This window comes from Microcoleus sp. PH2017_08_TRC_O_A, assembly GCF_020738665.1.
In the GTDB taxonomy this organism is placed as follows: Bacteria; Cyanobacteriota; Cyanobacteriia; order Cyanobacteriales; family Microcoleaceae; genus Microcoleus.
Map to the genome: position 1 here is coordinate 13750 of NZ_JAEQCE010000053.1, position 22185 is coordinate 35934.

Below are 22185 nucleotides of genomic sequence, written 5' to 3' on the forward strand. Positions count from 1 at the left end.
GGCATCGGGCATCGGGAATCGGGCATCGGGTAATTGACAACAGTCAACAGTCAACAGTCAACTGTCAACTGTCAACAATTATTCCACCGTCACCGACTTCGCCAAATTGCGTGGCTGATCCACATCCAAACCTCGGCGCGCGGCAATGTGATAAGCCAACAATTGCAGCGGAATCACTGTCACAATCGGCGACAACAATTCATCCACCAAAGGCACCGGCAAAACGTGGTCAAAAATATCAGCTTCCGCCGCGCCATGCTTCGGCGTAACGCCAATTAAACGGGCGTCGCGGGCTTTGGCTTCCTGGGCGTTGGAAAGGACTTTTTCGTAGACGCTTCCGGGCATCGCGATCGCCACTACAGGCACTTTAGCATCCAAAAGGGCGATCGGGCCGTGTTTCATCTCTCCCGCCGGATATCCTTCGGCATGAATGTAACTAATTTCCTTAAGTTTCAGCGCCCCTTCCAAAGCAATCGGAAAGTTAATTCCCCGCCCCAAAAAGATAAAATCTTGGGTTTCTGTAAACTGGTGCGACAATTCCTCGACATACTGTTCTTGAATCTCCAAAAACTTCTCGATTTGGGCTGGTAACTGGCGCAAACCCGCAAGAATTTCTGCCAATCTCTCGGTGCTGATGGTTTGCCGCTGGTGCGCCAAATCCAAAGCTAAGAAATAGAAAGCCATCAACTGAGTGACAAAAGTTTTAGTTGCCGCCACCCCGATTTCTATACCAGCGTGGGTGTTGATGATGTGTGGCATCATGTGGGCGATCGAGCTTTCAGTCCTGTTAGTAATGCCCAACATTCGCGATCGAAATTTATCGGTAAAAGCCGCGCGACGCTGCTGTTCCATCCCCAAAGCAGCCAGCGTATCCGCCGTTTCTCCCGACTGAGTTACCCCAATAATTAAAGTATTTGCTGTCAGCGGTGCGGGCGCGTAACGGTACTCAGAAGCGTACTGCACAGCCGTGGGAATATTAGCTAACTGTTCCAACAAATATTTGCCAATTAGCGAGGCGTGCCAGCTCGTTCCGCAGGCGAGAATGGAAATTTGCTCGACATCGGCACAAAGTTCTGGTGGCAAGTTGAGATTGATGGGAGAGCCTGGATTTCCGGGCTGCCAATCGCTGTCTAAATAAGTCTCCAAACAAGCTCGCACTACGGCCGGCTGTTCGTAAATTTCCTTGTGCATGAAGTGCTTGAAGCCCTGTTTCTCGACAGAAACCGGATTCCAGCCGAGGATGCGCGGAGTTTTTTTCAGCCTTTGTCCTGCAAAGCTATAAACTTCTACTCCCATCGGAGTTAGTCTTGCTAATTCGCCATTTTCGAGGGACAAAACAGCACGGGTGTGAGATATTAACGCTGGCGTGTCGGAAGCACAGAAAAATTCACCTGCACCAAAGCCAATCACCAAAGGAGCTTGCTGTCTGGCGACAATTATTTCGTCTGGAAAATCTGCACAAATCGTGGCGATCGCAAAAGCTCCTTCTAGCCGATTCACCGCCTTTGAAACCACATCCAAAAACGACAACTCAGTAATTTCCTCTGCTGTTGGATCTTGTCCTTCTTCCTTCTTCCTTCTTCCTTCTTCCTTCTTCCTTCTTCCTTCTTGGAAAATTTCAGCTATTAAATGAGGGATAACTTCTGTATCCGTATCCGAGACAAATTTATGTCCCTTGGCTTTCAATTCTTCGCGCAACTCGCGATAATTTTCGACAATTCCATTTTGAACTACGGCAATTCGCCCGCTATTATCTAGGTGAGGGTGAGCGTTATATTCTTCTGGTTTGCCGTGAGTTGCCCAGCGGGTGTGCCCGATGCCGATGGGAGCGGGAGAGTCTATCTCTGCTAGCTTTTCCCGGAGGTTGTGCAATTTGCCTTTTGCTCGGATGCAGGTAATTTTTCCTTCGGAGATGGTAGCGAGGCCTGATGAATCGTAACCCCGGTATTCCAGTTTCTCCAATCCTGATAGCAAAATCTCGCTTGCTGCTTGCGTGCCGATATAACCAACGATTCCGCACATTTAAGGTAATTCTCCTGCTTAGCGATCGCGATAAAACCCAATTTTTATCATTTTTACACCAGTTGCAAAAAAGAATGCAACTGTAGGGAAGATCCCAACCATGATACTCAGTCGATTTTAGATTGTAGATTTTAGATTTGACTTGCAACTTTGAATTTGGAAGCTGGAACTAGGATCTAACTGAGATCTTGCACGCCTTGTCAATAAGAGGATTTTTCGTGGGGTCGGGCGGGTTTATAGAACCTGTTTGCTACCTTTAAGGCTACTGGCGAACCCGCCCCTACGGCTAATTGAGAATGGTGCAAGATCTCAGATCTAATATTTTGCTTTTGATCCTGACACTCGCGTCGGGGGCTTGTGTCCGTTTGTTGCCGATCGTCGAAAATCCCAAATCCCAAATCCCAAATTGTATTACCTTCTTCCTGTCGCAGAATGCAGATTCCGCGACAAAAAGAGAGGGGGCAATTTAATCGCCCCCTCTCCTGTGCCCGTAACTCGATCGACAGTTCGATCGATATTTAGTAAGCTAGACCCATACTGCGAGTGGTTTCTGCTCCCAGGTAAACCCGGATGCTCAGAAAATCGGTAGGACAAGCTGTTTCGCAACGTTTGCAACCGACACAGTCTTCTGTGCGGGGAGACGAGGCAATCTGAGCCGCTTTGCAGCCATCCCAGGGTACCATCTCCAAAACGTCAGTCGGACAAGCGCGGACGCATTGAGTGCAGCCGATGCAGGTATCGTAGATTTTGACTGAATGAGACATTGAATAAAGGCTCCCAACGAGTCACTAAAAATTTGCGGGCTCTGCGAGTTAAAAGATTTGACGGCGAGGTACCACCGCTTATGCCTGCACAGAGAATTAAAGGTTAGTCTACCGCAGTGCTTGGAAGCACTTCGCGAAAAAGCGACAAAACTTCACAGTCGATCGTAGGTTCGTAGTCAGGACTTTAGTCCTATCCGAGTTAGAAAGGACTGAAGTCCTGACTACGAACTTTAGAAAAACTAAAAGCCTAATTTTTCTAACACGGGCTTAGTTGAAACAATATGCCGATCGAGTCCTAGTTTTTTTGGCTCAACACCCAAAGCCAAAGCCACCAATTGCGGTAAATGCAATACGGGCAAACCCAATTTTCGCCCGATTACTTTTTCCACCTCCGGCTGCCGCGAATCCAAATTTAAATGACAAAGCGGACAAGGAGTCACCATGCAATCAGCACCATTGTCAAGCGCATCTACAATATGTTTGCCGGCCATCTGAAAAGATTGGTTAGTGGCATAACTCGCCAGAGGCCACCCGCAACACTGCGTCCTTCCGCGATAATAAACCGGAGTTGCCCCGATCGCCCGAAACACATTTTCCATCGATTCCGGTTGGTGCGGGTCGTCGTAAACCAAGTTATCCTGAGCTCGCAGCAGGTAGCACCCGTAAAAAGACGCGCACTTCAAACCCGAAAGCTTGCGGGTGACTCGCTTCTGCACTTCCTCCAGACCGTAATCTGCGACTATTGCCCACAGCAGATGTTTCACTTCCGTACTGCCTTGATAAGGCGAACAGCCTTGTTTTTCGAGTAAACCGTTTACTTTTTCGAGGTAAGGTCGATCGGTCTTTTGGGATTCCTTGAGGCGATCGTCCACATGACCGATTACGCCTTGACAAGTGCTGCAATGTGTGAGTAAAGGCAGATTTAGTTGCTCAGCCAAGGCAATATTGCGGGCATTGACAGTATCTTCCAGCAACTGTGAATCTTCCTTAAAAGTGCCTGAACCGCAGCAAGAAGCTTTTTTGAGTTCCACCAGTTCAATCCCCAAAGCTTGAGTCAGCGCTTGGGTAGAAAGGTAAAGTTCGCGGGCGGCCCCTTGGGCGACACAACCGGGAAAGTAAGCATATTTGAGATTTGGGGATAGCATAATTGTTTCTGCTGGGGACATAAGGCAAGGGACAAGACAGGAGGGCGATCCTCTTCGTTGGCTGCGCTAACGAAGTTGGGATGCTTCCTTCCATATCCTTACCCAGTTTGAGACAATTATTATCCATGAGGACGCAGTTTTCAGGTTGGTGGCGGGGCGATCGGGCTAATCTGGTTAAGATGCTTTTAGGAAAATCGCATTAGAGCGACGCAGGCTACTAAATCCGCTGGCCTAGGCAATAACCGATCGGCAAAGTAAAAGGAAGCCTAATTATGACTCACCTTCAAAAACTTGGTGGCATCGCGGCATTCATCAATGTCATTGTGGTGATGGCAACATTGGCTACTGTAATTTTTTTAATTGGATTTTCGGCGATCGCCGATCCGAATAAATTAATAGACTTAGCAATCCACAACCCTGCACCGTTGCTGATCCAGGATGGATTAAAGTTAGTCTCGGCGGTAATTTCCAGTGTGCTGATTTTGGCGCTAGCAAACTATTTACGGCGTGACGCTTCAGCCTTGCTCTCAGTTGCAACTGGGTTTGGCTTTCTCTCTGTTTTGTGCTTGGTCGGTAATGCTACTCTCAGTTTGTATGCGATTTCCCAGGCTTCTACATATGACCAAGCAGCATTATCTGGTAGCCATCTCCATAGCATGATTGGTATTCTAGCAGTGGTGGCAATCAGTCTAGATGGTTTGTGGTTTTTGTTGGTGAGTTGGACTGCACTCAAGAGCCAGCAGCTACCCGATTCCCTATGTTATCTGGGCTTAGGAATGGGGGTTCTCAGTCTAGTGCCACCTTTAGGAATAATTGTATTGTTGTTGAGTATGGTGTGGTCAGTGTGGATGGCACAAGTGTTGTTGAAGGAAGAGTCAATGGGCTAACAATTCAAACTGCAAGAAAACGCGGAATTGGAACGCCATCATCAAGCCCAACGCATTCCGATTGCGATCGACCTACACCGTGGTCTCGACCGTCAAGGGCGCTGACCTACTTTCTGTTTACAAACAAACGTCAAGTGATGAAGTCTGGCGATTTTTAAGGGATGTCCCTGTTCCTGCCTAACTTATCTCCCTTTCTACCAACTCCGTCAATCGAGATCGTGACTTATCTTTAGGGGAACTCTAATGGGAAAAAATTCAGCTTTAGTGATTAACCCAATTCGAGAAAAAGAGATGATTCGGATTCTCCCGTATGCTCCTCAAGCGAGTAGCACCGAGTTGAAATGGAAGCATCTCAACGTTTCTTACTATCAACTTCCGTCAGTTGAATGCCCTGAGCATACATTATCAAAGCACGTTATCGGTCTGAATTTAGGTGCGCCTGCTCGACTAGAGCGCGTAATCGATCGTCAGGTCAAAAGCGATCGCTTTACTGAAGGCGAAGTGTTTTGTATTAACCCTGCTGGACTCTATCGCACGATTCGCGTTGTCGATCCAGCCCAAATCTTACACCTGTATCTTGAACCAGAATTTGTGAGCCACTTTGCTCACGATCGCATCGATCCCGATCTGGTTGAAATCATTCCCTCTTTTCATCCGCACGATCCTTTCCTGCTTCAACTTGGACTGACTCTCAAGTCTGCTGTTGTGAGTGGCACTGAGATTGATGCGCTTTATGCAGACGCGGCGGCAACAATGCTAGCGGCTCATTTATTACGGCACTACTCGACAGTTGCTGTAGAAACGCAAAAAGGAGTAAATGGATTGAGTCAATCAAAGTTAGACACTGCGATCGACTATATTCATGCTCATTTAGATGAGGATCTCTCGATTGATACCCTGGCTCAATTGGTGCAAATTAGCTCATACTACTTCGTGCGTTTGTTCAAACAGTCAATGGGATTAACCCCTCATGCTTACATTGTGCGTCAACGGTTAGAACGTGCGAAACATTTGTTAAAGATGACGGATTTATCGATCGCAGAAATTGCTTACCGCACAGGCTTTTGTCATCAAAGCAGATTCTCTACTGTCTTTCGCCAATATCTCCATACCTCTCCTAGGGCTTATCGAGACCAAAAGTAACTTTTTATGGATTAGTGCAAGATTCAGCAAAATGAGAGCAAGAAAAGGAAAGACAGCGACCAAGCAATTGTCTTAAGATTTTATTAATAAATCGGCGCTTTACTTTAGGTTCGGTTTCAACCTCTATTCAGTAAAATACGATGGGTGCTGAGTTACAGCCTGTGATTGTCGATAAGAAGCCAACCGTTCTAGAACTTGAGCCAGGAACTTATTTCTGGTGTAGCTGTGGACATTCTAGTAATCAACCGTTTTGTAATGGCGCTCACAAAGGAACTGGTTTTGTTCCAAATAAGTTTGAGCTAACTGAGAAGAAGAAAGTTGCACTCTGTCTATGCAAACACACCAACAATGTGCCATTCTGCGATGGCTCCCATCATCAGTACGAATAATAGTGATTCTCAGTATCATGCAGGCATTTTAGGAGTAATGTTATGTCATCTCTAACTGGAAAAGTGGCGATAGTGACAGGTGGATCGCGCGGAATTGGCAAAGCGATCGCAGAACGTTTAGGGCGTGAAGGTGCAACGGTTGCTTTGACCTATGCAGGCAATCGCGACAAAGCGGAGGCTGTTGTTGAATCAATCAAAGCCTTTGGAGTTGATGCAATTGCGATTCAATCAGACATCAGCAACCTTGCAGAAACGCGATCGCTGTTTAAAAAAGTAATTCACGCCTTTGGTCATGTTGATATCGTCGTGAACAACGTAGGCGTTTCAGTCTACAAGCTCACCACAGACATCACCGAAGCTGATTTTGATAAAGTCTTCAACACGAATGCGAAAGGAACATTCTTTGCCTTACAAACGGCGGCACAACATTTAAGCGATGGTGGACGAATCATCAGTTTATCGAGTGGTGCAACGCGGCAGAGTATCCCAACGGGTGGCGTTTATGCTGCAAGTAAAGCCGCGATCGAGCAATTTAGTTTTGCGCTTTCCAAAGAACTCGGACATCGGGGAATTACGGTTAATCTCGTTGCTCCTGGAGTCACGAATACAGACGGATTGATCATGCCTGCGGATGCGCTAGATCATCTGGTGCAATCCACGCCGCTCGGTCGATTGGGGCAACCTGCTGACATCGCTGATGTCGTTGCATTTTTGGCATCGGATGCAGCGCGATGGGTTAATGGGCAAACGATTCAAGTTAATGGTGGCATTCTGTAAGAGGCATTCAGCATGAGTTCACTTCAAAACGCAACCGTCAAAAAGCCAAGGCTCAATTCTGCTTTTCAACGATTGATGTCAGTTCATTGGTGGATGGCGGGCTGCTATCTGATTCTGTTTGTCGGTGGCACCTTCATGGCGCGGTTGCCTAGAACGGAGTTTCGAGGATTGCTTTATGACTTTCATAAGTCGATCGGTGTCCTGACAATGGCATTGCTCACCTGGCGGATTTTGACGCTGATTCAGGTGATGTGGAAGAAATACGCGAAGCGATTGCCAAAGTTCTCGCCGCAATGGTGGAGAAATTTTGCATTGCACGCATTGATGTATGTGTTCATGTGGGCAGTCCCGATCGCAGGTTTTTTCTTTTCTAATTCTTTTCGATCGAACAACGTCAAATTTTTCGGGCTGCTACTGCCAGATTTGTTTCCGCAAAATGATGCAATGGTCGATTTTGGTCGATCGCTCCATTTTTGGCTGGCTTATACCTTTCTCGCTTTTATTGCAGTGCATCTGATTTTTCAGTGGAAAGTAGCAAAAGCCAATTGGCGGCGATTGACAGGCTTCTTGAAAACTAGGAAAGCAACAAAGGAAACTTAAGAGACTTACCATGAACTATTGTGAAAAACTAACTCGCGATAATTGCGTTGTGGTTTTGGTTGACTTCCTAGACGGATTTTTGCCAGGACTGAAGACTATCAATCACGACTTACTCCGAAAGAATGCAGAAGCCTTTACTCGCCTGTCAAATATCTTCGATATTCCAACAATTATGCTGGGAGAAGAAGGCGGATTTCGAGGCAAGTTCTTTTCGGAAGTCGTTGCCCATGCCGATCGTGCGATTCGGATCGAGCGTCATACACCGAGTGCTTGGGATGAACCCACGTTTCGGGATAAATTAGCTGCGATCGGGCGTAAGAAAGTTCTGCTAGGTGGAATTTCTCTAGATATCTGCACGCTGCAACTGACACTCGATTTACTGGAAGCAGGTTACGAAGCTTATGTCGTGGTAGATGTTTCTGGATCTGATACGCAGTTGAATGAAACAGCAGCGCTTCTACGCATGACTCAAGCAGGAGCCGTTATGGTGTCTTGGGCATCGGTTGCTTCAGAAATCATGAAAGACTGGGAAACGCCAGAAGGCCCAGCGGTTGGGCAGCTTTACCAGGAACTGAGCTACTGGGGCAATCGGCTGTAGAAATGAAGCAATTAGGACTTTACAAAGTGTTGGCTTTGGGCTTGGGACTTTGGATAGATTGCTGCTATACCCTAGCTCAGACAGCTTCCGCTGATTCTGCGATCTCAACGAACTTACAGCCAGAAATCATTCCGTCGGTCGATCGACTTGCAGAGGTGCTTCCATCTGCCGCTGATTCTGTGGATTCAACGAACTTGCAGCCAGAAATCATTCCGTCGGTCGATCGACTTGCAGATGTACTTCCATCTTCCGCTGATTCTGTGGACTCAACGAACTTGCAGCCAGAAATCATTCCGTCGGTCGATCGACTTGCAGAGGTGCTTCCATCTGCCGCTGATTCTGTTGATTCAACGAACTTGCAACCAGAAATCATTCCATCGGTCGATCGACTTGCAGATGTACTTCCATCCAGTTGGGCATTTTCAGCAGTGCGATCGCTCGTCGAAAAATACGGCTGCATTGCTGGTGATTCAGAAAAACGGTTTAGAGGCGAACAAGCACTTTCTCGTCAAGAATTCGCAGTAGCGCTGAATGCTTGCTTAGAACGGATCAACACGATCGATGGGTTAACTCGCGACGATTTGATGGCTGTAGAACGTCTTCAGCAAGCATTTACGACTGAGTTAACTGCTTTACGCGATCGAGTCGATAGTCTAGAAACTGAAGCGAACAGATTGGAATCTCAGCAATTTTCAACGACGACGAAACTATCAGGACAAGCAATTTTTGCAATCAATGCAGGCGAATTTAGTGGAGATCGAGTGATTAGTCCTAGAGGCGCGATCGTCACGCGCGATCGACCGAATCCGACCGCTTTGTACCGCCTCAGTTTGGATCTAAATACCAGTTTCAAAGGTACTGACTTACTAAAACTTCGCCTACTGGCTGGGAGTCCTGGAACTAACGATAATGCGGCTGGATTTCTAGAACCGAATTTATGGAGTACCTTAGATTTCGCGATTCCTGGCACAACGCAAATATCTCTTGCTCGTTTGTACTATTCTTTTGCTCCTACTAAGGATCTCAGCGTGACTGTCGGGGCAAGAATGGTTGCGGGTGATTTTGTTGATAAAAATCGATTCGCGAACGTTAGCTTTCGAGATTTTTCGACTCAATCCCTCATCAACAATTTTGTTCTGTTACCTAGGCCGGGAGGTGCGGGCGCTGCGATCGACTGGAAGCCGAATCAAGGTGCTTTAAGGCTGCGTGCAGTTTACATTGCTAGTAATTCAGAAGAAAGTTTGCCCGAAAATCAAAGCTTCTTTGGCGGTGGCAGTCCTGGAGATATTCGGCTTTTTCCGATCGCAGGAGGCGGCGCAAGAGGCGGATTGTTTGGCGATCCCTACATGGGCGTTGTGGAACTAGAATATGCACCGACAAGCTCCTTCTCGGCCCGCTTGCAGTACAGCGGCGGAGAAGTTCTTGGCAGCAATTTTCAGTCTGTTGGCGCAAACTTTGATTGGGCAATCACATCACGGCTTGGCATCTTTGGGCGCTATGGTTACGCTTCCTATCCTGATACGACGATCGGGGATATTCGCCCTAGTTATTGGTCTGCTGGCGTTTCTCTTCAGAATTTGTTTGTCACAGGTGATTTAGCTGGATTGGGTGTCGTTCAGCCTTTCATTTTGACAGAGGTAGGAAACGCAACACAAACAAATATTGAAGCGTTCTACAACTTTCCGCTAGCCAACAATATTCGGATTACTCCATTGATTCAAATCATTACTCATCCAGCCAATCAAAACAGCAATGGCACGATCGTGACTGGAACACTCCGCACCGTTTTTACCTTTTAGCATTTACATTCTATGAAAGAACATTCCGCACCTGCTGTCGTGGCGATCGCGCGTCGCGTTAAACCAGGATCTGAAGCCGACTTTGAGGCAGCCGTCCGAGGTGTCACCCTAGCAGCCAGTACATTTCCGGGCTATTTAGCTAGAGCAGCAGGAGCCTCACGCCATAATCTTTGATTTGGCGCGAGAGGAATGCGCGTGAGTCGAGGAGTGGTGTCTGACCAAATTGGCGTAGCCAACAGGAAAGACATCGACGACGAGACGAACAAACTACCGCTCTGGCAATGAACGAATAAACTCTCGGATGACATCGGTTTTATTGCGCTTCACCCGCTTACAGTGGTTTTATTGCGCTTCACCCGCTTACAGTAATTATCTAGAATTTTCTTCTCTGTTTTTGGCAGTCTAATATTGATGGAATCGTCATATTTCATGGCTTGCACCGCAAGGCAATATCAATTACAATAATGACATGAAATACACCTACCAGTACAAAGCACTTCCCACAACTGAACAGAAGCTAGAGCTTAATCTCTGGTTGCGGACTTGCCAGTATTGGTACAACCGTCAACTAGGAGATAGGTTTGACTGGTGGGAATGTAATCGCTCTTATGTCAACGCTTGCCCTTTGATCTGCCACTTGCCTGAGCTACGGGATCAGCCCAACTATTACAGTCAGAAAAAATACCTGCCTGACATCAAAACAGATCTAGTTACGGTCGGTTGGTCATCTGAGTTGTTGGACTTCTCACGGGTTCCGGCTAACACGTTGCAGGAGGTTTGTAAGCGAGTTGATAAGGCGTTTGAACGATTTATTGCAGGTGACAGTACTGGCAAACGGAGTGGTAAACCTCGCTTCAAGTCTGCTGACCGATTTCGCTCCATGGTGTTTGAGGGTGCTGGAGTCGAATTGCATTCTTGTTCGTTAGGTGGCAAATATCTGTTCGTCAAGATACCTAAGCTGAGACTGCTAAAAGTGCGGATGCACAGAGATCTTCCAGATGGCGCAATCTTGAAGCAGGTGCAACCGATCGAAAAGGCAGATAGTTGGTATGTCAACCTGCGACTAGAAGATCCAACTGTGCCTATCAAATCTGATGGGGTCGATCTGAACTGGGATACTGCTTTGGGTATGGATGCAGTTTTGCATGAAGATGACTACCTGGCGACCTCTGAGGGTGAAAAATTGCCATCTCTGAAGTCGTTTCGCAAGTCTGAGAAGCGGTTGGCTAAAGTGTCTCATCGCAAGGCGGCTAAGAAAAAAGGAAGTCGTTCCCGTCGCAAGTTGGCTCATCGTGAAGCTAGAGAACATCAACGCATTGCGAGGGCTAGACGCGACCATGCCTTCAAAACCGCTCACAAGGTTGTGAGGACGGGTAAAACAGTATTCTTTCACGAGAATCTCAACCTGAAAGGGCTGAGCAAGCGCAATGGCGCAAAACAAGATGAGCAGGGAAAGTACCTGCCGAACGGGCAATCGGCTAAGTCTGGACTAAACAAGTCCTGGAACGATGCCGCGTTTGGGCAATTCTTCACAATCCTGGAATACATAGCTGCAAAAGCTGGAGCCGTCGTGATTGGAGTGAACCCCGCCTACACATCCCAACTACTTGCATATCGTGATGAGTTCATCTTCACCGATTGCAGCATTCGAGAGTATTGGGATGAGGTAGAAAATATGAGGGTTGATAGGGACATCAACGCCGCTATCAATATCAAAAGAGTCGGGCTGGGCGAGTTCCCGACTATAAATCGCCGTAGAGGGAAAGTTGTTGTGGGCCGTTCTACAACTGATAGTACCTCGAAGGAAGTTCTCTCTACTCTCCGGAGTCTGGAGAAGCCCACACTATATGCAAAGCATTAGTGTGTGGAGTCGTCACGCGGCGAAGTTCTCTACCCCAACAATCGAGGCGGTGAATGGCAACTAATTATGCGATTCGACACGCTGATTCATTTACAGGAATGGGAAAACTCTCCAATTTGCCAAGGTTGGATTGCACTGGCAGATGCCCTCACAGAAACGCCCAGAGTATCGCGAGTGAATGGATTAGAAGCTTGGTTTGCTTTACCTGAAATGCCGAATGTTGCGCCACCGCCAAAATGGAAAACTGCGATCGTCAGCGCGATCGGTATTTATCCAATGATTTCTCTGATGCCCATTCTGTTGAAACCAATCACAAACGGACTCCCTACTTGGCTAGTAACCCTTGTCAGCATTGCAATCATGATGCCGTTGATGACTTGGGTCGTCATGCCTCAGATAACACGGTTGTTCAAGCTCTGGCTTTATCCTCCGATGGCAAAGCATTCAGCCCATCAATCATCTAATTCAAACCCAAATTAAAGGAGCCTCTGGCAATTAGGCCGATCGAAAATTCAGCGTGAATTATGGATAATCGATTCGTCTGCATTACCGCCCCGATCGACCTACACCGCGGCCTCGACCGTAAGGGCCTAGTGATGCAGAATCGCGCAACATAACGTAGGGGAGAGGGGAATGGGGAGAAAGAGAGGGAGTCAGAGGGATGACTCAAGAGCTTCGGAAATTCATCACTCCATCACCCCATCACCCATCACCCATCACCCATCACCCATCACCCCATCACCCCATCACCCCACACCAAGGGTCAGTTAGAAAAGCGGCAAGCCTTCCTCTTGCAGATCCCCCTTTCGGATAAGATTAGATACGCAGCAACCAATGAGGACACGATGTTATGAGTCAAGACGACATTTTTGCTAGAGTCAAGAAAATTGTGGCCGATCAACTAGAAGTCGATCCCACCGAAGTCAAGCCCGAAGCCAACTTTGCTAACGATTTAGGAGCAGATTCCCTAGATACAGTAGAGCTGGTAATGGCATTGGAAGAAGAGTTTGATATTGAAATTCCCGACGAAGCAGCCGAAGCAATTACCACGGTTCAAGCTTCTGTAGATTTCATCAGCAGCAAACTTGCAGCTCCAAAAGCATAAAATACCTGTCTTTTCCCCTAAGAGGAGAGAAGTTAAAAAACTAACAACTCCTCTTTTGTTCTGCGTTCTGGGTGTTTAATTTTTTGAAACTGAAATCATGACAAATTTAGAGCGTAAGCGCGTTGTTATCACGGGTCTCGGCGCGATTACACCGATCGGCAATACCTTGTCTGAATATTGGGACGGGTTGCTGGCCGGGAAGAATGGCATCGGCCCGATCACCTTGTTCGATGCGTCGCGGCACGACTGCCGGATTGCTGGAGAGGTGAAGGGTTACGACCCTCACGAGTATTTAGAGCGCAAGGAAGCAAAGCGGATGGATCGCTTTGCTCAATTTGGGGTATCAGCGAGCAAACAAGCTCTGGCTGATGCGAAGTTTGAGATTAACGACCTGAACGCAGAACAGGTGGGTGTCATTCTTGGCACCGGCATTGGCGGGCTGAAGGTTTTAGAAGACCAGCAAGAAATTTATCTGACTCGCGGCCCCGATCGATGCAGCCCGTTTATGATTCCGATGATGATTGCGAATATGGCCGCAGGCCTGACGGCGATTCAAACGGGCGCCAAGGGGCCGAACTCTTGCACGGTGACAGCCTGCGCTGCCGGCTCAAACGCTGTGGGCGATGCGTTTCGCCTAGTTCAGGGCGGTTATGCCCAAGCCATGATTTGCGGCGGTACCGAAGCGGCGGTAACTCCTTTGTGCGTGGCGGGTTTTGCTGCGGCGAGGGCGCTTTCGACTCGCAATGATGACCCGACTCATGCTTGCCGTCCGTTCGATCGCGATCGTGATGGTTTTGTCGTCGGCGAAGGTGCTGGGATTCTGCTTTTAGAAGAAATGGAACACGCTTTGGCACGAGGCGCCCGAATTTACGCAGAAATCGTCGGCTACGGTTTAACCTGCGATGCGTACCACATGACATCCCCAGTACCGGGGGGCGAAGGTGCATCGCGGGCGATCGCTTTAGCCCTCAAGGATGCGGGTTTGACGCCGGATCGAGTGAGCTATATCAACGCTCACGGCACGAGCACGCTTCCCAACGATTCTACGGAAACCAAGGCAATTAAGAAGGTTTTGGGAGAAAGCGCTTACAAAGTAGCAATTAGTTCTACCAAGTCCATGACAGGCCATCTTTTGGGCGGTTCCGGGGGAATTGAGGCGGTGGCGACGGTAATGGCGATCGCCAACGATAAAGTCCCGCCGACAATCAATCTAGAAAATCCCGATCCTGAGTGCGATTTAGATTATGTTCCCCATACAAGTCGCGATCTAAAAGTTGATGTGGCACTGTCCAATTCCTTTGGATTTGGCGGCCACAACGTGACACTGGCATTCAAGAAGTTTGTGCAGTAACCCGAAATCGGAAAGTCGCAAGTTAGAAGGTGAAAAACTAATTTTTCACCTTCTAATTTTTTTAGGTGAATTTTTAGGTTGGGTACACTGCGACTAAGAAACCGGGTTTTTTACCGAATCTGCGGGCTACAGCGAATATTTTTCGTAAAAAACCCGGTTTCTGGCCATCGATGCGTAAGTCATCAATTTGTTGGTTGTGGTGGGATATGAGTTAAATTAGTGCTGAGCAAATACTGCAAATCAAGGCTATTGTCGATCGCCATGAAAACTTTAAATGTGTTGAGTGCGCCACCAATCTCAAAGATTACTTGACAAGTCAAGGAATTCCTGGAAAGCGCATAAAACTGTACACTGGATTCGGCAGAGGCAGGAACAGTGGCATTTATGATGATAGCGTACCGGGAGAGGCTATTTCAGTCAATGGTCGTCACGAAGGAATCGCTATTGTTATCAACAACATAGAAATTATTTTTGACAACCATCACCCGGACGGGCTAAACAGAGAGCAATGGATGACAAACTTGCTATTTCATGGTAAGCTATTTAATGATTTACAGTTTATAGTAATAGAAGAAGACTTTTAATAGGAGACTTTTTTATGCTAGCCGAAGTCAATGTTAACAAACTAGATGTTAAATCTGAATACTTCTTTGATTTACTGCAAAGAATCAAACAGAGACCTGGTATGTATTTGGGCAAGTGTTCAATTACCCGCCTGCGCGCATTTTTAGATGGATATGAGACGGCTAGAGCGGAACTTGGATTGCCCGACACAGAACAACAACAACAACTTGATGGATTTCAAGAGTGGATACAAGAAAGATATCAAATTACGTCAAGTCACGGATGGGACAGTATAATTCTCTTCTTCTCTGCTGATGAAAAAGACGCCCTCGATAAGTTTTTCAAACTGTTGGAAGAATTTTTTAATCTCGATAAAATTGCTGAAGACAAAGACAATTAGCAGAGATGTCTCAAATCCTCACTTCACAATGCCTGGATCGAGATTTCACCTTAATTCTAGGAAGTAATTGCCGAAATCAAATATTTATCGCCCGTTGAGCTGGGATATTTAACAGAAAACGCTTGCACATTTTCCTGATTCAAATTAGCGGCGTAATATTGCTTGAGCTTGTCAAAAGTCAGATCGCCTCCTGTTAACTCAGTTGTATAACCTCTTTCAATTTCACCCATATACCCCAAAACGGCTGCAAAGCCTTCGGGATCTTGCTCTGCCTGAATTTGAACAGATAAAGGACTTCCTGAAGTGTTTTCGTAAACTAAGGTGATTACTCCTTTTCTTTCCCTTTTCCATTCAAAAATACTAATTTTTTCCTTATTAATTTCAATAAAATTATCGCCGTTTTTGACAATTAGGTAGTTTTCTACATCAAAAAGTAGGGGTCGATCGGAAACTATAGTAAGTTCTCCCCATTCCCCTCTTAAATAGTATTTGCCATCCGCGCTAAAAAATTCGTCTATATTCCCGTAATCAACGCTACCATCTGGATCTGCAATGGGGCTGATGTTGTTCAGAACCAAATCGTAGGTTTGAGGGTAGGGAAAATTTAAGCTCATCCGCCGATAACAATACTGTTCTTCAGGTAAGGGTTGAGTGTAGAGAGAGTGATTTTCTGTGAGAACAGCTTCCAAGAGGATTTGTATAGATGTTTTATCATTAATGCTAAGTACATAGCTATCCTCTAGATAAATATTTTCAAATCCCGGAAATTGCCAGTAGTTTAAGCGTTCCATTTTTAAATGTCCCAATCAATAGGAGTATGATTAGCTGGGCTTTTTCTGTTAACGAGCTTTCCTTGTAGATCGATTCTACTGCCTTTAGCATTTTTTAGCTCTACATGAGGGTGGTTGCTTCCGGGAGCTCTTGGAGTTCCCTGTTTGAGTGTTAATCTAGTTACTCCGTTTTTATCAATATATTTTAACGGGCCATTAGGTGTTTGAGTAGGATGCCAGCCCTGTTGTGACTCAGCCCACATTTGAAAGTCGCTTGCTTTTGGATTAATCCTAGTTGAGATAGCTTGTGTTATGCGTTCCCATGCCATTCGCCCTGATAAAGTTGCCATAATTCACAATAAATTAGCTCGATTCTCCCGGTGACAACTCCAAGCGATATCGGTACAAAGCCACAGGATGCCCTCCAGCCGCGAAATAATCCGGGTCTTGGGGCGATAAATAAATCGCTGTCACCTGATCGGCTACAATTTTTTTACTCCCAGAAGATCCATTTTCCCCGCTTCCAATCACTCGATAAGCTGTGGTTGTTTCCACTTCGTTTAAATAAATATCAGTCTCGCCCCGAAACACCTGCTGAGAAATTTCTGTAGATACAAACTCCCGAGGATTCGGCGTTTCAGTGCCGCGACTGGTGACAATCGAGATTAGTTGGCGATCGCCTTTGAGTATGGTAATCTGGCGGTTGGGATTGTTTGGATCGACTTTCACGGAAAGTACGCCACCGTTGCCTAAATAGGCTTTGGCGATGTTCAAACCGTTAAAATTGCGATCGGCTACAATTTTAGGAGCTTTTTTAGATGTATAAGTAGAAATTAAACCAATAAATTTTTCAGGTTGAAATCGAACTTTAAACAATACTGGCTGCTGCAAATACTGGCGGTTTTTTTCAAATCCAGGCGTGACAATATTTGGGGCTAAAGGCGCTGCTAAATCTATTAAAGTGCTGGCAACATTCCAACTTCCGGCCATCCAGTCTGGATACACTAAATCTCCCTTAGCTACGGCGATGGGAGGCTTGCTATCCCAATTGGGAAAACTGGAAATGCGATCGCCCAAAACCCCCGCCCTCGCACCGCCACCCCACAGCAACACAACCAAAACCAGACAAAAAACCCAAATTACCTTCATACCAAATTACATTCAAACAGCTAACTTTATATTTTGCTCTAATTCGTTCGTAGTGAGGACTTCAGTCCTTCTTTTTGCGGACTGAAGTCCTCACTACCAAAAGTTGGTAATGAGGAATGCAAGTCCTTCTTTTTGCGGACTGAAGTCCTCACTACCAACCTTTTTTATTGTTTGTTAGTTTTAAATTGCCTCAACAGGTGCAGGTTCCCAAACCTCCCCGTATTGTTCTTTTAATTCGTGCCATTTTTCCACCTGTCCAGGTTCGTATTCACCAGGTTTTCCCCACTGCAAAAACGCGCTCAACGCAGCATCATTTTGCTCGTCCAGAAAACGAATTGCATAGGTAGTAAAGTTGCCTCTTTTTGCCTCGCCGGTCTCAAATTTCACTTGTTTAATTTTGTCCATATTTAGGTGAAACTCAAATATTTCGGCGTGCATATTTGCATATTTCCCCTTGGGCAACTCTGCATAAAACAGCTTGTGAATTGAACCGCGCACTTCCAGTACAGCGGCGCTGCTAGTCACGATCAAACGCAGCGTCCCCAATTTTTCGCAAGCTTCTAAGAATTCTTTGAGATTAGGCATAATTTGGGAATAGGTAATTGGGAATTGGGCATTGGGCATTAGTTATTAGTTGTTAGAAACAACAAATAACAAATAACCGATAACAACTGTCAATTTTTATGGAATTGGGCATTAGTTATTAGTTATTATAACCAACAAATAACAAATAACAAATAACCGATAACAACTGACAACTGTCAACTGTCAACTGTCAACTGACTATTTTTCGTGCAATTCGTAAGCTGCAACAATCCGCTGTACTAGCGGGTGTCTCACCACATCTGACTGATTGAATTCGCAGAAAGCAATGCCTTCAACGTTACCCAGAATTTTTTGAGCAACTGACAGTCCCGACTGTTGGTTTGGTGGCAAATCTGTTTGAGTGATATCGCCCGTCACTACCATTTTCGATCGAAAGCCCAGACGAGTCAACACCATTTTCATCTGAGCAGGTGTTGTATTTTGAGCTTCGTCCAAAATGACGAAAGCATTGCTGAGAGTACGCCCTCGCATATAAGCTAAAGGAGCTACTTCGATCAAGCCTCTTTCCATTAAATCGGCCATTTTTTCGGGGTCGATTATTTCTTGGAGGGCGTCGTAAAGCGGGCGCAAATAGGGATCGACTTTTTGCTGCAAATCTCCAGGCAAAAATCCTAATTTTTCGCCTGCTTCTACGGCGGGCCTGGTTAAAATTAGCTTTTCGTACTGCTTGCTTAACAGTGCTTGCACTGCCAAAATAGCTGCTAGAAATGTTTTTCCAGTACCAGCGGGGCCGATGCAAAATGTTAGGTCGTGGGTGCGTACTGCTTGGACGTACTGCCGCTGCTTGAAGGTTTTGGCTCTTATTTCTTCGCCGCGGCGGGTTTTGGCGAGTACGTCTCGTTGCAAGTCTTGCAAATCTTCTTGGCGGTTGGTATCCAATGCGTAGCGCGCTGTTTGGATTTCTACTCCGGTGATGGTTTTGCCGGATTTCCAATAGTCGGAGAGCGATCGCACTAATTTATGACACAATTCTACTTGAGTTTTTGTGCCGGAAATCAGCAGTTCTTGGCCTCGCATTACCAGGTTGGCGCCGGTTTGCTTAGAGATAATTTTCAAGTTTTCTTCTTGATTTCCGGCCAGCGACATGGCGCTTTGATTGCTCGGTAACTCTATTGTTAGTTTTTCAGTCATGCCAGCATGAGCTCCTCCAAGTAAGTAATTAAAAGTTAACAATCAGCTTTGTTTTACGAACAAAAAGACGCCCGGTACTAGATTTTACCTAGTATCTCAGGCGTCTTTTCTGTTTAAATCGCAAATAAATTTGGTGCTTGAGGCACAAATCAAATCTCCCTTCTTTGACACTCTCAGGTCTAAAGACACGCTCGATTCTGCGATCGCGAGTAAACTCTCGCTGCGACCGTCAAACGCCGCCTAAACACTCAAAACAACTACCGACATTGCCAATGTTGTAATCGCGTTTACTTTTATTGTTTCAATGCTTTCAGAATCCATCACACTTGCCAAGACGCGGTACGCTCCACAACCTGCCATTATTTGCTCTTTCCTGTCATACTGACATCAGGACTTAAACCTAACCGTTGTTTCATAGGAGCCGGGATTTCTCCGATACTAGGATGCTTCAACACGTAGATGTTTTTTGTTCTTACTCCCAACTCAAATTATATCACATTTTCAAGAACACTCTTGACTGAAGTCCCTCGGGTCGCTTCCCTCTGAGCACGCTTTGTGTCTGAGTTTCCCGCATCCCGTGTTGCTTTGATGAAGTCAGACAACTTTAGATTTTAGATTTTAGATTTACCCGATCCCGCTGAGATTTTAGATTTAAAATTTTACATTTTTGTTTGATCGCAAAACTGGCAATCTCAAATCAAACAGGGTTTGTAACACAAAGTCTACAACAGGCAATCTAAAATCTAAAATTGTCTCTCATTCAGCAGAACAGTTAATAACCGGGAGTATTTCTGCTCGTTCTAAACGTAGGTGTGTTAGTACGGCGAGGTTGTTCTCTCGGGGTTCTGCTAGGTAAGGGAGTCGGCGACGGAGGCCCACTCCGGGGTCGGAAGTCTCCCCCATCGCGCCTAGCGCGATCCGGACGATCGCGATCCGAACGATCGCGATCGCCCCTAGGTGGCCCGGAGTTGCGATCGCCCGCTTCACCATCGTATATATCTAAGTACAGCGACTGGCCCGCCGTTTGCGCCACCGCTTCGAGGGTAGTTCTTATTGCCTGAATATTGCGTCCGCCCCTACCGTAAACCCGCCCTTTATCGGGATCTTCAAAAGCGAGCCGAACCCAGACCCGGGATTGGCGCGGGTGCAGTTCGCAATCAACTCGCAAAGACGCGGGCGACTCTAAAAAAGGCCCAATTAAAAACTTAACCAGTCCAGAATAGTTGGGACTAGCTGACTGCTGCTGTGCTGGATTCAACGTTGGCTCCGGCTCCGACTTGTTCAAATACATTCGCTTTTCTCAGGATGTCACGCACGGTGTCAGTTGGCTGAGCGCCTTCTTGCAGGCGCTTGACAATCGCTGGAACATCCAGCCTGGTTTCATTATTTCTGGGGTTGTAGAAGCCGAGTTCTTCTAGGGGACGGCCGTCGCGGCGGGTAGAGCTGTTCATAGCTACAATCCGGTAGCTGGTCTCGCGTTTTTTCCCGTATCTCTTCAATCGCAGTTTGATCATCTTCTTGCAGAATAGTCCTCGATCAATTGTGACATACTCCACGCGCGAAATCTCACATTATGCTGTGGGGAATTGGGCATCGGGCATCGGGCATCGGGCATCGGGCATCGAGCCTAAAAGCATTAATCTGCCAACTGACAACTGTCAACTGTCAACTGTCAACTGTCAACTGACGTTAACCTCCCAGCAAAATATCGCTGCGATTTGCTGCCCCCAAAGCTGGTCTAGCGCCGTCAATGTGCGGTGTAATTGCTAGTGGCAGGGCCGGTGCAGTTCCCCACTGCTGCACCAATTTTTGCAGAAATATATCTTGCTGCGCTCTCAAAGAGTCCCAATCGGTGCCGCGATTAATAATTGCAAACCAAACTAAACCCCGATCGCGCGTGGGTATGGCTCCAGCCAAAGCAATCACCGTATCTAAGGTACCGGTTTTCACCACAGCCGACGGCGGAATGTGTCGGTGTTCCAAAGTTCCTTTATCGCGCCCGGACACCGGAAACAAGTCAGCAATAGTCAGCCCCGTAGTCTGAAGGTTGCGCGCGATCGCCTGCATCATCCCACAAGCCGCCCTCGGAGACATCCGATTTTCCACTCCCAATCCCGAACCGTTAATTAATTGAAGTTCCGCCGCCGGCACCCCCGCCGCCCAAGTCGCTTGCTGCTGGACTATTTTGTGTCCGCCCAAATTGTCTGCCAGTATTTGGGCAATGTCATTGTCGCTGTGGACGTTCATCTGCTTGAGAATTTCGGGTAAAGGGAGCGATCGGCGCTTCAGCAGCAAATGTCCCGAGCTCACAAATTTTTCAGCAATCACCGTGCCGGCGATCGTTACTTGCGGCTTTCTCGTTCCCCGAGCCATCTTAGAATATATTGCCAGCACGTCAGAAGGCCAACTGCGCCCATTGAGAGCCTGCCGCAGACCCTCCCCCGCAGCCAAAGGATCGGACTGGTAATTCATGCGGAAATTGCCTGTCACCACTAAGTTGCCGGCCACGCGATCGATACCCATTTGATTGAGAGCATTACCCACGGCGATCGCCTCTTCCCACACAAACAACGGATCGCCACCACCACTGACAACCAAATCTCCTTGCAACACCCCATTCCTAATCGGCCCGGTTCCCCGGAACCGTGTTTCAAACTGATGCTCGGTGCCCCAAGTTTCCAGCGAAGCCAGAGAAGTGGCAATCTTAGTCAGCGAAGCCCCTGGCATCAGTACCTTTCCCTGCTGACTTACCAGTGGCACCATTCCGGCTTGTACCCAAACTCCCTGATTGCCGTCTATCAGATGTTTTGCCTTCAAATCTTTTAAATATTCCTCCACCGCGACGGATGTCGGCAAGTCTCGATTTGCTGCATCTACTCCTCCAAAAGCCAGCTCTTCGGCCACCACTAACCCGGGTATCCCTCCCCGCCAAGCCAGTAGCGACACAGCGTTGGGCGCGACACTGTGTACCCCAGCCATGTCGAGCCACAGAGACATGATTCCCGAGCTAAATAATAAATCCAGCATTTTTTACACCTATAGTTCAGTCAGTCGATTTTAGATTTTAGATTTTAGATTTACTCCACAGAATCAATCTGGGGGCTTGAACTCGGGTCTAAAATTT

The 22185-nt window shown here is 46.9% G+C and carries 25 protein-coding genes; 14 read left to right on the forward strand and 11 right to left on the reverse strand.

Annotated elements, in window-relative coordinates:
- Window positions 1–78: 78 nt before the first annotated feature.
- The 3 genes from glmS to JGK22_RS19145 form a co-directional block, all read right to left on the reverse strand.
- On the reverse strand, window positions 79–2022 hold the full coding sequence (gene glmS, locus JGK22_RS19135; protein ID WP_293192880.1) for a glutamine--fructose-6-phosphate transaminase (isomerizing): 1944 nt from the start codon (window positions 2020–2022) through the stop codon (window positions 79–81).
- A 518-nt stretch (window positions 2023–2540) separates the two neighbouring features.
- Window positions 2541–2786 (reverse strand): photosystem I iron-sulfur center protein PsaC, encoded by a 246-nt coding sequence (psaC, locus tag JGK22_RS19140; RefSeq protein WP_015175986.1) that lies wholly within the window; start codon window positions 2784–2786, stop codon window positions 2541–2543.
- Window positions 2787–3025: 239 nt separating this feature from the next.
- Window positions 3026–3931, reverse strand: coding sequence for a CoB--CoM heterodisulfide reductase iron-sulfur subunit B family protein (locus JGK22_RS19145; RefSeq protein ID WP_293212472.1), 906 nt, complete (start codon window positions 3929–3931; stop codon window positions 3026–3028).
- 272 nt (window positions 3932–4203) lie between these two features.
- Between JGK22_RS19145 and JGK22_RS19150 the strand changes: the two genes are divergently transcribed.
- From JGK22_RS19150 to JGK22_RS19215, 14 genes are all read left to right on the forward strand, one after another.
- Window positions 4204–4818 carry a hypothetical protein gene (locus tag JGK22_RS19150; RefSeq protein ID WP_293217527.1) on the forward strand — a complete coding sequence of 205 codons (615 nt, stop codon included), beginning with the start codon at window positions 4204–4206 and terminating at the stop codon, window positions 4816–4818.
- Between the two features lie 243 nt (window positions 4819–5061).
- Window positions 5062–5961: an AraC family transcriptional regulator gene (locus tag JGK22_RS19155; RefSeq protein ID WP_293313409.1), complete on the forward strand. Its 900-nt coding sequence runs from the start codon at window positions 5062–5064 to the stop codon at window positions 5959–5961.
- Between the two features lie 140 nt (window positions 5962–6101).
- The gene (locus tag JGK22_RS19160; RefSeq protein ID WP_293313411.1) at window positions 6102–6350 is read left to right on the forward strand and encodes a CDGSH iron-sulfur domain-containing protein; all 249 of its coding nucleotides are present in this window, start codon (window positions 6102–6104) and stop codon (window positions 6348–6350) included.
- A 42-nt stretch (window positions 6351–6392) separates the two neighbouring features.
- The gene (locus JGK22_RS19165; protein WP_293217518.1) at window positions 6393–7127 is read left to right on the forward strand and encodes an SDR family oxidoreductase; all 735 of its coding nucleotides are present in this window, start codon (window positions 6393–6395) and stop codon (window positions 7125–7127) included.
- Window positions 7128–7139: 12 nt separating this feature from the next.
- A complete protein-coding gene (locus tag JGK22_RS19170) occupies window positions 7140–7727 on the forward strand; it encodes a cytochrome b (RefSeq protein ID WP_293313413.1) in 588 nt (195 codons plus the stop codon).
- A gap of 10 nt (window positions 7728–7737) precedes the next feature.
- Entirely contained in the window at window positions 7738–8325 is a 588-nt protein-coding gene (locus JGK22_RS19175) for an isochorismatase family protein (RefSeq protein ID WP_293185408.1), read from the forward strand.
- A 2-nt stretch (window positions 8326–8327) separates the two neighbouring features.
- Complete coding sequence (locus JGK22_RS19180; RefSeq protein WP_293313415.1) at window positions 8328–10124, forward strand: iron uptake porin; 1797 nt, start codon at window positions 8328–8330, stop codon at window positions 10122–10124.
- A gap of 12 nt (window positions 10125–10136) precedes the next feature.
- The gene (locus JGK22_RS19185) at window positions 10137–10298 is read left to right on the forward strand and encodes a hypothetical protein (protein WP_293192129.1); all 162 of its coding nucleotides are present in this window, start codon (window positions 10137–10139) and stop codon (window positions 10296–10298) included.
- Window positions 10299–10593: 295 nt separating this feature from the next.
- A complete protein-coding gene (locus JGK22_RS19190) occupies window positions 10594–11985 on the forward strand; it encodes a transposase (RefSeq protein ID WP_293185405.1) in 1392 nt (463 codons plus the stop codon).
- A gap of 3 nt (window positions 11986–11988) precedes the next feature.
- Window positions 11989–12465, forward strand: coding sequence for a hypothetical protein (locus JGK22_RS19195; RefSeq protein WP_293185404.1), 477 nt, complete (start codon window positions 11989–11991; stop codon window positions 12463–12465).
- 370 nt (window positions 12466–12835) lie between these two features.
- Entirely contained in the window at window positions 12836–13090 is a 255-nt protein-coding gene (gene acpP / locus JGK22_RS19200; RefSeq protein WP_293185403.1) for an acyl carrier protein, read from the forward strand.
- A 97-nt stretch (window positions 13091–13187) separates the two neighbouring features.
- Window positions 13188–14441: a beta-ketoacyl-ACP synthase II gene (gene fabF, locus JGK22_RS19205; protein WP_293192131.1), complete on the forward strand. Its 1254-nt coding sequence runs from the start codon at window positions 13188–13190 to the stop codon at window positions 14439–14441.
- A 239-nt stretch (window positions 14442–14680) separates the two neighbouring features.
- Window positions 14681–15025 (forward strand): papain fold toxin domain-containing protein, encoded by a 345-nt coding sequence (locus JGK22_RS19210; protein WP_293313427.1) that lies wholly within the window; start codon window positions 14681–14683, stop codon window positions 15023–15025.
- A gap of 14 nt (window positions 15026–15039) precedes the next feature.
- On the forward strand, window positions 15040–15405 hold the full coding sequence (locus tag JGK22_RS19215; RefSeq protein WP_293313417.1) for a hypothetical protein: 366 nt from the start codon (window positions 15040–15042) through the stop codon (window positions 15403–15405).
- Between the two features lie 56 nt (window positions 15406–15461).
- Here JGK22_RS19215 and JGK22_RS19220 read toward each other — a convergent pair whose 3' ends face one another.
- The 8 genes from JGK22_RS19220 to JGK22_RS19255 form a co-directional block, all read right to left on the reverse strand.
- On the reverse strand, window positions 15462–16196 hold the full coding sequence (locus tag JGK22_RS19220) for a hypothetical protein (protein ID WP_293313419.1): 735 nt from the start codon (window positions 16194–16196) through the stop codon (window positions 15462–15464).
- Window positions 16197–16198: 2 nt separating this feature from the next.
- A complete protein-coding gene (locus JGK22_RS19225; RefSeq protein ID WP_293183061.1) occupies window positions 16199–16525 on the reverse strand; it encodes a hypothetical protein in 327 nt (108 codons plus the stop codon).
- A gap of 13 nt (window positions 16526–16538) precedes the next feature.
- Window positions 16539–17324, reverse strand: coding sequence for a DUF6816 family protein (locus JGK22_RS19230; protein WP_293183063.1), 786 nt, complete (start codon window positions 17322–17324; stop codon window positions 16539–16541).
- 180 nt (window positions 17325–17504) lie between these two features.
- On the reverse strand, window positions 17505–17909 hold the full coding sequence (locus tag JGK22_RS19235; RefSeq protein WP_293183125.1) for a ChuX/HutX family heme-like substrate-binding protein: 405 nt from the start codon (window positions 17907–17909) through the stop codon (window positions 17505–17507).
- A 198-nt stretch (window positions 17910–18107) separates the two neighbouring features.
- Window positions 18108–19061, reverse strand: a complete 954-nt coding sequence (locus tag JGK22_RS19240) for a PhoH family protein (protein ID WP_293183065.1) — start codon at window positions 19059–19061, stop codon at window positions 18108–18110.
- Between the two features lie 772 nt (window positions 19062–19833).
- The gene (locus JGK22_RS19245; RefSeq protein ID WP_293183067.1) at window positions 19834–20319 is read right to left on the reverse strand and encodes a KH domain-containing protein; all 486 of its coding nucleotides are present in this window, start codon (window positions 20317–20319) and stop codon (window positions 19834–19836) included.
- Window positions 20291–20575, reverse strand: coding sequence for a 30S ribosomal protein S16 (gene rpsP / locus JGK22_RS19250; RefSeq protein ID WP_293157400.1), 285 nt, complete (start codon window positions 20573–20575; stop codon window positions 20291–20293). The genes JGK22_RS19245 and rpsP overlap by 29 nt, the downstream gene beginning before the upstream one ends.
- Before the next feature lie 175 nt (window positions 20576–20750).
- On the reverse strand, window positions 20751–22088 hold the full coding sequence (locus JGK22_RS19255; RefSeq protein ID WP_293183069.1) for a D-alanyl-D-alanine carboxypeptidase: 1338 nt from the start codon (window positions 22086–22088) through the stop codon (window positions 20751–20753).
- Between the last annotated feature and the right edge of the window lie 97 nt (window positions 22089–22185).